Source organism: Sphingomonas mucosissima, from assembly GCF_002197665.1.
In the GTDB taxonomy this organism is placed as follows: domain Bacteria; phylum Pseudomonadota; class Alphaproteobacteria; order Sphingomonadales; family Sphingomonadaceae; genus Sphingomonas; species Sphingomonas mucosissima.
Window position 1 is genome coordinate 53,480 of record NZ_NBBJ01000006.1, and the last position, 12,920, is coordinate 66,399.

The following is a 12,920-nucleotide window of genomic DNA, read 5'->3' on the forward strand; positions in this document are numbered from 1 at the left end:
AAGGGGGCGCGGGCCGTGTTGCGGCGCCATAATAGATGCTGTAGCGCGGTATGACGTCATAAGCGGGGCATCGCGATGAAAAAACAGCACAATGGAGAGGGCGCGATCATCATCAAGAAATACGCCAATCGCCGTCTCTACAATACCGAAAGCTCGTCATACATCACCCTTGAGCACCTTGCCGCGATGACGCGCGAAGGACGTGAATTCAAGGTCGTCGACGCCAAGACCGACGAAGACATTACGCACAGCATCTTGACCCAGATCATCATGGAGGAAGAAGGCCGCGGGGATCAGCCCATGCTGCCGGTGAACTTCCTTCGCCAATTGATCGCCATGTACGGCGATTCGATGCAGGCGATGGTGCCCGGCTACCTCGAAGCCTCAATGGACAGCTTCCGTCGTAACCAGGCGCAGTTCAAGTCCGCCGTCGAAGGTGCGTTCGCGGGTTCGCCTTTCGCTGAAATGGCGAAGCGAAACATGGCGATGTTCGAGGCTGCCACCAGTGCCTTCAAGCCGGCAACGTCGCCGATTGCCAGCAAGGATGACGAAATCGCTGCGTTGAAGGCTGAACTCGCCAAGTTGCAGGACAAGGTGGACAAGCTGGCGGGCTGAACGAGCGTGCGTTCAGCCGTTTCGTTGCACCCCAGCACGGCGGTCGTCGCCGGGGCTAATTACCGGTCCACCCAGATCAGCCCCGCATGGCCGCCGCGGGTCGCTCGTCGCTGCGCAGGGTCAGCACTTCCACCCCGTCGCTCGTCACTGCCACGGTGTGCTCGAACTGCGCGGACAGTTTCCGATCGTTCGTCACCACCGTCCACCCATCGTCCTCGGTGGAGACCTTGCGGCTGCCCTGATTGACCATCGGCTCGACCGTGAAGGTCATGCCTTCGCGCAGCATCGGCCCGGTGCCCGGCTTGCCGAAGTTCAGCACCTGCGGCTCTTCATGCATTTCGCGGCCGATCCCGTGCCCGCAAAACTCCCGCACGACCGAATACCCGTTCTTCTTGGCGTGACGATCGATTGCGGCGCCGATATCGCCAACGTGCGCACCGGGGCGAACCTGGCGGATCCCCTTCCACATGGCTTCTTGGGCCACCCGAACCAGCCGCCGGGCCGCTGGTGACGTATCGCCAACCAGATAGGTCTTGCTGGAGTCGGCGATGAAGCCGTTCTTTTCCAGCGTGATGTCCAGATTGATGATGTCCCCGTCGCGGATGATCTCATCCGCGTTGGGGACACCGTGGCACACGACATGGTTTATCGAGCAGTTGAGCACATAGGCGAAGCCATATTGGCCCTTGCTGGCGGGGCGTGCGCCCAGATCGGTGGTGATGAAACGCTCGACGAGATCGTTCACCGCAAGCGTCGACATGCCGGCGAGTTGCTGTCGATCCAGCATCTCGAAGACGGACGCGAGCAACCCGCCGGACTCCCGCATCAGGGCGATTTCGTCGGGCGTTTTCACCATCGTCGGTCGATCTCTTACTTCGGCTTCACGAACTTCAGAGTTAAGCGGTCGCTTTCACCGATCGCGGCATATTTGCTGCGGTCTGCGTCCTTCAGCGCAAAGGTGGGGGGCAAGGTCCACACGCCTTCGGGGTGATCGTGGGTGTCCTTCGGGTTTGCGTTGACCGCGCTCTCGCCGGCCAGCTTGAACCCGGCCGCCTGGGCGAGCCGCAGGACGGTGGAGCGCTTGATATAGCCGCTCTTCTTTTCGAGCGCCGAGTCCATCTCCTCCGGCAGGCGGTGATCAACAACGCCCAGCGTGCCGCCCGGCTTCAGCATCGTGAAGAACGCGGCAAAGGCCCGCCCGGCCACTGCCGGATCCTCGTTCATCAGCAAATTGTGGACGTTGCGGAACGTCAGCACGACATCGGCGCTGCCCGCAGGCACTGTGCTTGTGCCGGTTGCGCCGTCAACGGTGGCCACCGTTGTGGCGCCGAACCAGGCCTGCTTGGCGGCGAGCATCTTTTCCGCGCCGGGCACCCCGCGCGTGTTGACCAGCGCGACATAGCGGCCCTTGCCCTTTACCAGAGGTGCGAGGATCTCGGTGTACCAGCCGCTGCCGGGGCTGAACTCAACGATCGTATCGGTTGATTTTACACCGAAAAAGGCGAGCGTGTCGGCAGGATGGCGGTAATCGTCGCGCTGCCGGTTGACGTCGCTGCGCTGTGCACTGCGCACGGCCGCCGTAATTTCCGCCGATGGCCGCACTTGTTGCTGAGCCGCGGGCTGAGCCGTGACGGCCGCAGCGCTCGCGAGCAAGATGGTCGCAATGCCGATGGTGCGCATTATCTCTCTCCCTGAGGGCAAGTTCATTACGCTCGGTTTGGAGGCAGACGGATGGCAACGCAAGCGGTGCTGCTCGGGGCAGCGGCATCCTGCGCGATGGCGGCGGCAGGGGCAGCGTGGGGAGACAGCCGGCGGACCCGGCGGCATGATCCCGACGCGGTCGGGGTGGTCGACTGGCGCACGGCGCAGGTGGCCGCGATCGCAGCAGCGCTGGTGCTGGGCGCGCTGGCGCTGCGCGCATGAAATTGGGTCCATTCCGAACGCGCTAGTCGCGCCGCTTCTGCTGTTTCCGCTATTCCTAGCTGCGAGACAAACAGTCGGGGGTGGCAATGTTGGGCGTCGCATCACGGGCCATCGAACGGGCGAGGATCTGGCGCTGGCACCGTGATCCATTCCGCAGCCTGCCGTTGCGCCGATGGTTTCGCGAGCGGCGTCGGATCGACGTCGGCCTGTACAGCTACGGCTGCTTTGATCAGTGGCGTATGCCTGGGCCGCTAATCATCGGCCGGTACTGCTCGATCGCGAAAACCGTCCGCTCCGCGCCGATCAACCATCCATTCGGGGCGATCACCACGCACCCCGCCTTGTACGAACGTAAGTTCGGCGTGGTGGACGCCGATATCCATTACGATGATCCGCAGGTGATCGAGGATGATGTTTGGATCGGGCACCACGCCATCATCCTGCCCGGCTGTCGTCGAATTGGCCGTGGTAGCATCATCGGGGCGGGGGCGATCGTCACCCGTGACGTTCCGCGCTATGCGGTGGTGGCCGGCAACCCGGCCCGAGTGCTGCGCGAGCGCTTCCCAAGGGACGTGCAGGCAGCGCTGGAACAGAGCCGCTGGTGGGAACTCGACCTCGCCGGGCTGCGCGCGCTGGTGAAGGAAAACCCCGCGCTCGCCTTCCACCCTACCAGCGGGTCGCTGCGGGAGTGGACCGGCTTTGCCGCGGCGGCCTGATTGTCATGGCCGACATCAGCGTCATTGTCCCGCACTATAACGATCTCTCTGGACTGGATCGTTGCCTGGCCGCGCTGTCCGTGCAGTCCGTGCCACGCAGCCGCTACGAGATCGTGGTAGCGGACAATATGAGCCCGTGCGGCGAAGCGGCAGTGCGCGCCGTCGTTGGCGATCGCGCCCGCTTGGTGCTTGCGCCGGAGCAGGGCGCCGGCCCGGCCCGTAATGCGGCCGTGGCGGTCGCGCGCGGCCCGGTTCTCGCCTTCACGGATGCGGACTGTGTTCCGGATCGTGGCTGGTTGGCTGCCGGATTGGCCGGCCTGGAGCTGTACGATCTCGCCGGCGGCGCGGTGACCCTTCTCTTCTCGGGAGACGCGAAATCGGGCGCTGAAGCGTATGAAGCGGTCTTCGCCTTCAACAATCGCCGCTATGTCGAGCGCGAAGGCTTTTCGGTTACGGCGAACCTCTTTTGCCGGCGCGACGTATATGTCGCCGCTGGCCCGTTTCATGTCGGCATGTCGGAAGATCGCGATTGGTGCCTGCGTGCGCGCTCGCTCGGCTATCGGCTGGGCTATGCGCCCGCCGCGCGGGTCGCGCATCCGGCGCGGGAGGATTGGGGAGCGCTGCTGATGAAGTGGCGTCGTTTGAACGCAGAGCTTTATGCCAACACGCTGATGAGCCCCGTCGGTCGGCTCCGCTGGCTTCTGGCGACGGCGGCGATGCCGCTCTCGATCCTGGTTCACCTGCCGCGAATCGTAGTCAGTCCGACCCTGGCCGGCGGGATTGAGCGCGCCCGCGGGGCAGCGACCCTGGCGCGCCTGCGGCTCTGGCGGTTCGGGGACGGCATGCTGCGGCTGGTCGGAGCGCGCGTGTGACGTGCGTTGTCATCTGCATCGTCTCCTTCCGTGATCCGCGACTGATCGGGCGCTGTCTCGACGCGCTGGCGCAATCCACCTTCACCGGTTTCGAAGTGATCCTGTGCGAAAACGGCGGGCAGGAAGCGCGAGAGCTGCTGGCGGCGACGCTTCCCACCACGTTGCCGGGCGGGCAGCCGGTGACGTTGCTCCGTCAGACAACGAATCTTGGGTACGCCGGCGGGGTCAACGCCTGCATGGCCGCTCGGCCCGACGCCGAAGCGTGGTGGATCCTGAACCCGGACACCTGCCCGGAGCCGGACGCGTTGCAGGCATTGGTTGCCCGATTGCAGCGCGGCACCTGCGATGCGGCCGGCGGCATCCTCTATCATCCGAACGGGGTCATCCAGGCCTATGGCGGGCGCTGGAATATGTGGCTGGCGCGCGCTGAATCGATCGGGTTCGGTACGCCGCTTGCTGCGCCGGTCGATCCGCAGCAGGTCGAGGCGCAGATGAACTATCTTCTCGGCGCGTGCATGTTGGTCGGGCGCTCCTTTCTTGAGGCGGCTGGGCCGATGCGCGACGATTATTTCCTCTATGCGGAGGAGATCGAATGGTGTCTTCGCGCCCGATCACGCGGAATGCGGCTGGGCTTTGCGCCGGGCGCCCGTGTCTGTCACGGCCAAGGCTCCACCACCGGATCGGCCGCCCACGTCCATGCGCGACCCCGCTTGCCGGTCTACCTGGATGAACGAAACAAGCTTCACGTGGTCCGGGACACGGCGCCTGCGCGGCTGATCGTGGCGGCGCCGCTCGCCTTCATTCTCGCCTGGGCGCGCTTCGGGCGGCGGGGGGCCATGCAGCAATGGAAGAATGCCATGGCAGGCTGGTGGGCCGGGGTCCGCAATCAACGCGGTCAGCCCAGCTGGCTTTGACGAAGGCCCTCACGGCGCAACCTTGCTCTCTGGCGCTATTTTGTGCATAGCGTACCGGACGGTACAAAATGTCGTTGACGACCGGCAAGCTGCTGATTATAACGAGCGGTACACAAAGCGGTTGGTGCTTGCCGCTCCTCTGATGGAATCAAGGTTCCAAGAGTGAGCTGACCCAGGTCATCAGCATCTCCCGCCAAGTAGAATGAACGCGTGCGTTTCCGCGGTCGGTCGCTCGATGCGATCCCGTTCGAAGGCGTGCGTGCGAGAGAAAGGGAGCAGCATGGCGTATCTGAACTTTGACCCACTGCAGGGGAGCCTCCCCGCAACCACCACGCTGTCGGCGCCATTGGCAGATCCAGTCACCACCGCAGCAGACGAGAGCAATTCGGCTGCCGGTCGCTTGAGCGCGCTCGAATGGTCGGTTGTCGCGCTCGCGCGCAACGACAGCCTGTCATCGCTTCGGGCACCTGGACGGTTATCGACCGCGATGGCGACGCTCTTCCGGCAGAGCAATCCTCGGCTGGCCGACGGCAAGCTCGAGGCCCTTCGCCGCATCGCCGTTCTGGCATGGCATCACAGCTTCCAGGTGCCGGCGAGTGAACTGCGTGCGTTCTTCGACGCCGGCTTCACGGTGGGTCAGTACGAAACCATGATGGCGAGCATCGCCGCGTCTACGAGCCGCGATCGCAGCAACCGCCGGCGTCGCTGATCAGGCGCTTCTTCTCGGGAACGGCCGGGGCGCCCAAGGGACTGCGCAGGCAGGTGTCGCACGCCGCTATTTGTCGCGAGCCAGCCAGGAAATATCTCGCCCCGATCGCAACTTGCACAACATAGACCGGAACGCGCAGGCGACACGCATCGTTGACAGGCCATTCACCAGGAGGATGAGATGGCCGAGACGATCGATCCGGCGCGCGCAGATGATGCGCCGCTCTCCACGTCCAAACACGGCTCCGCGGCTGCCGCAACTGCCGCTCGCGAATATGGTTCGCCAACTGACGGTGACCCGGATGAACTGATCGGCCGCACGGTGACGATCAATCGGCCCCGCGCCGAACTCTACGCTTTCTGGCGGGATTTCACCAATCTGCCGAGCTTCATGGATAATGTCGAACGGATCGAGTTGCGCGACGCGCGCCGTTCGCATTGGACGGTGAAGGCGCCGGGCGGCTCGCATGTCGAATGGACCGCCGTGGTCACCGAGGAGCGGGAGGGTGAGTATATCGCCTGGACGTCCGAGGAAGGGGCCGATGTGCCCAACAGCGGCAGCATCGCCTTCAAGGACGCGCAAGGCGGCCGCGGCACGATCGTCACGGCAACGATCCTTTACGACCCTCCCGCCGGGATCATCGGAAAGGTGATTGCCAAGATGTTCCAGCGGGAACCGGCCATTCAGGCTCGCCGCGATCTGCGCCGTTTCAAGCAACTCATGGAGACCGGCGAGGTGGCCACCGGCGCGCGTAACCGCCGCCTTCTGGAAGAAGGGAAGAACTGATGCGAGCGCTCACCTGGCACGGCAAGCATGACGTGCGCGTCGATACCGTGGACGATCCCGAAATCCTCAATCCGCGCGACGCCATTATCAAGATCACGTCTACCGCGATCTGCGGCTCGGATCTTCACCTTTACGATGGATACATCCCCACGATGCAGGCCGGAGATATCCTCGGCCACGAATTCATGGGTGAGGTCGTCGAAGTCGGGGGCAAGTCAACGCTGAAGAAGGGGCAGCGCGTCGTTGTTCCTTTCACCATCTCCTGCGGCTCCTGCTATCATTGCGGGAAGCACCAATATTCCGCCTGCGACAACGGGTTGCCGGCGGATAACCAGGATATCGCTCAGACGCTTTACGGGCAGCCGATGGCCGGTCTGTTCGGCTACAGTCACATGACCGGCGGTTATTCCGGCGGGCAAGCGGAATATGTCCGCGTCCCGTTCAGCGACGTCGGACCGATCGTGATCCCCGACGGCATTGAGGACGAGAAGGTCCTGTTCCTGTCGGATATTCTGCCCACCGGCTGGATGGCGGCGGAGAATGCCGAGATCGAGCCGGGCGATACCGTCGCCGTCTGGGGCTGTGGGCCAGTCGGCCTCTTTGCGGTCCAGTCTGCTTTCCTGATGGGCGCAGAACGCGTGATCGCTATTGATCACTTCCCGCGTCGCCTTGAACTGGCCCGGCAGTTCGGTGCGGAGACGATCAACTTCGAGGAAAGTGCGACCTACGAAGCGCTGATGGAGATGACGGGCGGCATTGGCCCGGATGCCTGCATCGATGCTGTAGGGCTGGAGGCGCACGGGCTCTTCGTCGATAACGTCATCGATCAGATCAAGGCCTCGACCTTCCTCGGCACCGATCGGCCCCATTCCATTCGCCAGGCGATCCTCGCGTGCCGGAAGGGCGGGCGCGTTTCGATGCCGGCGGTCTATGGTGGTTTTGTCGACAAATTTCCTCTTGGCGCCTTCATGCAGAAGGGGCTGACACTCAAGACCGGGCAGACCCATGTGCAGCACTATCTGCCGGGCCTTCTGAACGCGATCATGGAAGAGAAGATCGATACGACCTTCCTGATCAGCCACACCTTGCCGCTCGAAAACGCGCCGGACGGCTACCGTATATTCCATGACAAGCAGAACGAGGCGACCAAGGTGGTGTTGAAGCCGGGCTTCGATCGCGTCGAACTTGATATTTGAGGAGAGCCAGATGGCTAACAAATTCGGCATCGTAACCGGCGCGTCCACTGGCATCGGCTTTGAATTAGCAACCATTGCGGCGCGCGAGGGATATGATCTCATCGTCGTGGCGGACGAGCAGTTGATCGAAGCGGCAGCGCGCGACCTCGAGCAGTTCGGCACGAATGTTCAGCCGCTGGAGGCCGATCTTTCCACGATCGACGGTGTTGACCGGCTGCTGGCGGCGGCAGGTGATCGCCCGCTCGACCTGGTGTGCGCGAATGCCGCGATCAGCAAGGGCGGCCCCTTTCTCGACGAAAGCGTTGCCGACTGGCGGCACTCGATCGACACGAATGTCACCGGCACGGTTTATCTGTTGCAAAAGGCCCTGAAGGGCATGGTGGCGCGTAATGCGGGCAAGGTGCTCGTGACCGGTTCGATCGTCGGCTACATCCCAGGCAGCTTCAATGCGATCTACAATGCCACAAAAGCATTCATCGACAATTTCACCGAAGCGCTTCGCAACGAGTTGAAGGACGTGGATGGCGTCACGTTGACTACCCTGATGCCGGGGGCAACGGAAACCGAGTTCTTCGCGCGCGCCGACATGCTCGACACGTCTGTCGGGCAGAGCAAGAAGGCCGATCCCGAAAAGGTCGCTCAGGATGGGTGGGACGCGTTGATGGCAGGCAAGGGGCACATCGTCTCCGGGCTTGCCAACAAGCTTCAGGTGCTCGCGTCCGGCGTCGTGCCGCAGGCGGTGCTGGCGCAGCTGCACCGTGGCATGGCCGAGCCCGGCTCAGGTAAAGAAGAGTCCGGCGAAGTCGAGAAATAGCTGAGGCGAGGACGCTCGCTCCCGGTAGCGGGGGCGGGCGCTCCCAAGACCCATCGCGTGTTCAAAGGGCGTTGATACGCTCCTCCAGCCGCGCCAGCATGGCGGAGACCAGTGGCTGGTCGATCGACTGCCAGCCGCCGAAATCAAGCGCCACGCGGCGTGATGTGCTGAAGGCGCTGAAGCTGGATAACAGCATAAGCGCTTCCAGTTTGTCCTCGCCCTGCGCGGCGGCCCGTCCGCGTGCCGCCGCGACAAGCGTGGCGACGAGGGCGAGGCCTGGCTCCCATAGATCACGGTAGAGCAGATCGTGTGCCGGGCCGGCATTGTTCATCTCGCGGATCATAAACGTCAGCCACGCGTCGCTCTGCTCGCTGTCGAGCAGCATGGCACCCAGCATCTCCGTCACCTGGCGAAGCAGGGCGCGCGCAGCATCCGGCGTGTCCGGCATCTGCAGGTTGCCGGTGCCCACGCCGGCGCGCATCCTTTCGCGGTACCGTTCCACGACGTGCTCGGCGCAGGCTCGGTACAATCCCTCCTTGCCGCCGAAATGATAGGCAATGGCCGGCAGCGCCACTCCCGTGCGCGCCGCGATGTCCCGCGTACTTGTCGCTTCGAAGCCGTTGCCCCCGAACAGCGACAGCGCGGCGTCGATCAACCGCTGCCGCGTTTCGGCACTGCTGCGATACGGCCCGCGCGCGTTGCTTTTCTGAGGGGGCGATCCATCCGTCACCGCCCGGCGCATAGAAGACTGGGAACTTGCGGAACAGTCTAGGCCCGCATACACCAACTCCTATCAATCGATCGGAATTGGAGAGGGTGCGATGTCCGCAGAGTTCAAGGGATATCAGGTCGACTATCTCCGCCCCGTCGGAGAGCCCGGGCTGGCCCCACCGTCTTCGCCGCAATGGCGCGTGTTCAAGAACCCGATCGCCATCGCGATCGGCGGCGTGGCGGCGGTTCTGCTGGAATTTGCCGACGCCCGGATCCGATCGGGCGTCTGGGATCATTCGACCTATAAGCTCGATCCGATCGGGCGGTCGAAACGCACCGGCATCGCGGCCATGGCGGGGGTTTTCGGGCCGGCCAGCGCGGCCCGGCGCATCATCGGCGGCGTCAATCGCATGCATCGCAAGGTGGTAGGCGAGACACCAAGCGGCGAGGCATATCGCGCGCTTGATCCCGAGCTGCTCGACTGGGTGAGCGCGACCGCCACCTACGGCTTTCTCGAGGCGTATCATCGCTTCGTGGCGCCAGTCAGCGAAGAGAATCGGCGCGCATACTATCGCGATGGCGAGCCGATTGCGCGGCTTTACGGCGTGGAAAATCCGCTGACGAGCGACGCCGACTTCTTCGCCATGCTCGATGCGCTGCTTCCTCGATTCGAGCCGCACCCCATCAATCTCGAGTTCCTGGCGATCATTCAGTCCGGCAAGGCGGCGCCCGCGGTGCCGAAAGTCCTCCACCGGGCGCTCGCTCGTGCCGCCATATCGCTGCTGCCGGACGCCGTTCGTCAGCGGCTTGAGCTTGGCGCGGAATTCGACCTCACGGTCACGGACAAGCTGCTGCTGCGCACCGCGGGCAAGCTGGCCGACAAGGTGCGGACGCGTCATTCGCCCGCGTGGCAGGCGGCGCAGCGCCTCGGCCTGCCCGGCGAATTCGCGTGGCTGTCGCCGGCCAAGCAGCGGCGCCTTCTGGGCAGCAGCGCGAAGCTGCGCGCGGTGCAAACCGCGAGCCTGACATAGGTGTCAGGGAGCGCGCCTGACCCGCGCTGCTAGAGGAAGCGCAATCAAGACACCCAAGCAGGGTGCTGTGCAAACAAATCGGAGGGGACTTATGGCCAAGATCGGTCGTATGCGTGTCGGGCTCAAAGTCGGCGCAAGCTTGCTTGCGGTTGTGATCGCCGGCACGGCTCACGCGCAGGATGCTGTTGCTGGTCAGGTCGATGCTCCGGTTGCGGAACCGACAGCGGCAGGCACCGCCGCCGCGCCGGCCCAGCAGACAGCGCGCGACGACGCAGCGCTTGGCGAGATCGTTGTCACCGCGCAGCGCCGCGCGGAGTCGATCAACCGGGTCGGCATTTCCGTGCAGGCACTGGAATCCGAAACGCTGCAGGAGCTGCGCGTCCAGAACGTGCGCGATCTTGCCGCCGTCGTGCCCAGCTTCACCGTTGCGCAAAGCTATCAGGGCGTGCCGACGTACACGCTGCGCGGCATCGGCTTCAATTCGATCAACCTGTCCGCGCAGTCGACTGTCGGCACCTATGTCGATGAGGTCTCCTACGCCTATCCCATCATGAACACCGGCCCGTTGATCGATATCGAGCGCGTCGAAGTACTGAAGGGGCCGCAAGGCACGCTCTATGGCCGCAACACCACCGCAGGCCTCATCAACTTCGTGACGGGCAAGCCGAGCGAAGATGCCTCTGGCGCGATGAGCGTCGACATCGGCAATTACGAGACGTTCAACGTCGGCGGCTATGTCACCGGCCCGATTGCAGAGGGGATCCAGGCCCGCATCGGCTATCGCGTCGATCTCAGCAACGATGGCTGGCAGATCAGCAACAGCCGCCCGAACGAGCGCCTCGGCCGCGTGAAGCGTTATGGTCTTCGCGGCTCGCTCGCGCTTCAGCCGGGGCCGTTCGAGATTGATCTTTCCGCCACCTATTGGGTCAACAAGTCCGATACGGTCGCCGGGCAGGCGATCGGTTTCACGCCGGCGACGACGCCTGGCTCGGGCGGCGCGTCGAGCAACTTCAACGCGCCCGGCGCCGCGGCCTACATTGCGGCAAACCGCCCGACGAGCGGCAGCCAGGCCGATTGGGCGCCTTATGCGGGCCGCTCGGCGGACATCGGCCGCGGTGCAGGGCTCAAGGATCCGCTTGCCGAGAACAATCACTTCTTGGGGCTGAAGGGACGTATCCAGCTCGACCTGGCGGATAACGTTCGGGCCGTATCGCTGACCGGCTATAACGAATACCGGCGCCGCGCGACGTTCGACTGGTCCGGCATCCCCAACGAAGTGCTGATCCAGGAAGCCGCGGGCAAGATCAAGAGCTTCGCGCAGGAACTGCGGGTCGAAGGCGACGGGCCGGGCTATAACTGGCTGGTCGGTGGCTATTACGCCAAGGACACGATCGCCGACACTAATCGGACGCTGCTGGGTCAGAACGCGAACTCGGCACTGCTCCGCTTTGCAACCGCGCAGCTCATCAATTCGCCGATCAACACCTTTGGCTACACGCTGGCCGACGCTGCCACTACCTTCCGCACCTATCGCGACGAGGGCGCATTCGACACGCGGACGTGGAGCGTCTTCGCCAACGGCGACTACGCATTCTCGGATCTGCTAAAGCTGACGCTGGGCGCGCGTTACACAAAGGATGTCCAGCGCTTCACCGGCTGCTCGCGTGACTTCAACGGAAGCATGCAGACCAACATCAACCTGTTCAATCGCGGCCTGTACCAGCAGCTGTTCAACCCCACCGGGCCGCTTGCCGCGCCGATCGGGCCGAACGATTGCAACACCTTCAATCCAGCCACGAACAGCTTCGGCGTGGTCAACTCGCGGCTTGCCGAGGACAATTTCGCCTGGCGCGGTTCGCTGGACATCACGCCCAATTCGACGACGCTGATCTACGCGTCGATCTCGCGCGGCTACAAATCGGGCACGTCGCCGATCAACGCGGCCAGCAACGCGGCACAAAACCTGCCGGCGCGCCAGGAACAGCTGACCGCGTATGAAATCGGCGCGAAGCTCGGCCTGCTGGATCGCAAGGTACAGCTGAACGTCGCCGGCTTCTATTATGATTACAAGGACAAGCAGATCAGCGCATATTTCGCTGATCCGATCTATGTCGCGCTGGCCCGGCTGGACAATATCCCGAAGTCCGAAGCTTATGGTGTGGAAGGTGAACTAACCGTCCGCCCGGCGCGTCCGCTGACGCTGATGGCAAACGCGCTTTGGCTGAAGACGCGGATCAACGGTTATGTCGGCACCAATGCTGCCGGTCGGCCGCAGAATTTCGACGGTGCACGCTTCATCTATAGCCCGGAATGGACGCTGTCGGGCACGGCGCTCTTTGATCAGCCGGTCAATGATGCACTCAGCCTCACGGCCAACGCCAACGTGCGCTGGCAATCGCGCCAGACGACGATCTTTGAAGTATTCCCGCTATACGACATCAAACCCTATACGGTGGTGAACGCCGGCCTTGGCGTGAAGGCCGCGGACGAAAGTTGGGCGCTGAATGTCTGGGGGCGCAACCTGTTCAACGAATATTACTGGAATGCCGTCGCCAGCAACGCGAACATCGTGGTTCGCTTCCCCGGACAGGTGCGCACCTATGGCGCCACTGCGACCTTCCGGTTCTGACGAC

General features: G+C 63.6%; 14 protein-coding genes. 11 read left to right on the forward strand and 3 right to left on the reverse strand.

Annotated elements, in window-relative coordinates; translation table 11 throughout:
• The first annotated feature begins 75 nt into the window (after positions 1 to 75).
• A complete protein-coding gene (gene phaR / locus SPMU_RS14910; protein WP_088334875.1) occupies positions 76 to 615 on the forward strand; it encodes a polyhydroxyalkanoate synthesis repressor PhaR in 540 nt (179 codons plus the stop codon).
• Between the two features lie 76 nt (positions 616 to 691).
• Here the strand turns inward: phaR and map are convergent, their stop codons facing one another.
• Together map and SPMU_RS14920 are read right to left on the reverse strand one after the other, a co-directional pair.
• Positions 692 to 1,471: a type I methionyl aminopeptidase gene (gene map, locus SPMU_RS14915; protein WP_088334877.1), complete on the reverse strand. Its 780-nt coding sequence runs from the start codon at positions 1,469 to 1,471 to the stop codon at positions 692 to 694.
• 14 nt (positions 1,472 to 1,485) lie between these two features.
• Positions 1,486 to 2,295 carry a class I SAM-dependent methyltransferase gene (locus SPMU_RS14920; RefSeq protein WP_088334879.1) on the reverse strand — a complete coding sequence of 270 codons (810 nt, stop codon included), beginning with the start codon at positions 2,293 to 2,295 and terminating at the stop codon, positions 1,486 to 1,488.
• Between the two features lie 51 nt (positions 2,296 to 2,346).
• Between SPMU_RS14920 and SPMU_RS14925 the strand changes: the two genes are divergently transcribed.
• The 8 genes from SPMU_RS14925 to SPMU_RS14960 all read left to right on the forward strand — a co-directional run bounded on the left by SPMU_RS14925 (position 2,347) and on the right by SPMU_RS14960 (position 8,545).
• Positions 2,347 to 2,538 carry a hypothetical protein gene (locus SPMU_RS14925; RefSeq protein WP_088334881.1) on the forward strand — a complete coding sequence of 64 codons (192 nt, stop codon included), beginning with the start codon at positions 2,347 to 2,349 and terminating at the stop codon, positions 2,536 to 2,538.
• A 164-nt stretch (positions 2,539 to 2,702) separates the two neighbouring features.
• The gene (locus tag SPMU_RS17565; protein ID WP_281250995.1) at positions 2,703 to 3,254 is read left to right on the forward strand and encodes a CatB-related O-acetyltransferase; all 552 of its coding nucleotides are present in this window, start codon (positions 2,703 to 2,705) and stop codon (positions 3,252 to 3,254) included.
• 5 nt (positions 3,255 to 3,259) lie between these two features.
• Positions 3,260 to 4,126, forward strand: coding sequence for a glycosyltransferase family 2 protein (locus SPMU_RS14935; protein ID WP_088335135.1), 867 nt, complete (start codon positions 3,260 to 3,262; stop codon positions 4,124 to 4,126).
• Positions 4,123 to 5,040, forward strand: a complete 918-nt coding sequence (locus SPMU_RS14940; RefSeq protein WP_088334885.1) for a glycosyltransferase family 2 protein — start codon at positions 4,123 to 4,125, stop codon at positions 5,038 to 5,040. Before SPMU_RS14935 ends, SPMU_RS14940 begins: the two co-directional genes overlap by 4 nt.
• Before the next feature lie 280 nt (positions 5,041 to 5,320).
• Positions 5,321 to 5,749 (forward strand): hypothetical protein, encoded by a 429-nt coding sequence (locus SPMU_RS14945; RefSeq protein WP_088334887.1) that lies wholly within the window; start codon positions 5,321 to 5,323, stop codon positions 5,747 to 5,749.
• Between the two features lie 180 nt (positions 5,750 to 5,929).
• Entirely contained in the window at positions 5,930 to 6,535 is a 606-nt protein-coding gene (locus SPMU_RS14950; protein WP_088334889.1) for an SRPBCC family protein, read from the forward strand.
• Positions 6,535 to 7,731, forward strand: coding sequence for a zinc-dependent alcohol dehydrogenase (locus tag SPMU_RS14955; RefSeq protein ID WP_088334891.1), 1,197 nt, complete (start codon positions 6,535 to 6,537; stop codon positions 7,729 to 7,731). Before SPMU_RS14950 ends, SPMU_RS14955 begins: the two co-directional genes overlap by 1 nt.
• A 10-nt stretch (positions 7,732 to 7,741) precedes the next feature.
• Positions 7,742 to 8,545, forward strand: coding sequence for an SDR family NAD(P)-dependent oxidoreductase (locus tag SPMU_RS14960; protein WP_088334893.1), 804 nt, complete (start codon positions 7,742 to 7,744; stop codon positions 8,543 to 8,545).
• Between the two features lie 61 nt (positions 8,546 to 8,606).
• Here the strand turns inward: SPMU_RS14960 and SPMU_RS14965 are convergent, their stop codons facing one another.
• Entirely contained in the window at positions 8,607 to 9,200 is a 594-nt protein-coding gene (locus SPMU_RS14965) for a CerR family C-terminal domain-containing protein (RefSeq protein ID WP_169715734.1), read from the reverse strand.
• Positions 9,201 to 9,366: 166 nt separating this feature from the next.
• On the opposite strand from SPMU_RS14965, the gene SPMU_RS14970 reads away from it, so the two are divergent.
• Both SPMU_RS14970 and SPMU_RS14975 read left to right on the forward strand, forming a co-directional pair.
• Positions 9,367 to 10,287, forward strand: coding sequence for an oxygenase MpaB family protein (locus SPMU_RS14970; RefSeq protein WP_088334898.1), 921 nt, complete (start codon positions 9,367 to 9,369; stop codon positions 10,285 to 10,287).
• A 91-nt stretch (positions 10,288 to 10,378) separates the two neighbouring features.
• Positions 10,379 to 12,916 (forward strand): TonB-dependent receptor, encoded by a 2,538-nt coding sequence (locus tag SPMU_RS14975; protein WP_245833386.1) that lies wholly within the window; start codon positions 10,379 to 10,381, stop codon positions 12,914 to 12,916.
• Positions 12,917 to 12,920: the final 4 nt, after the last annotated feature.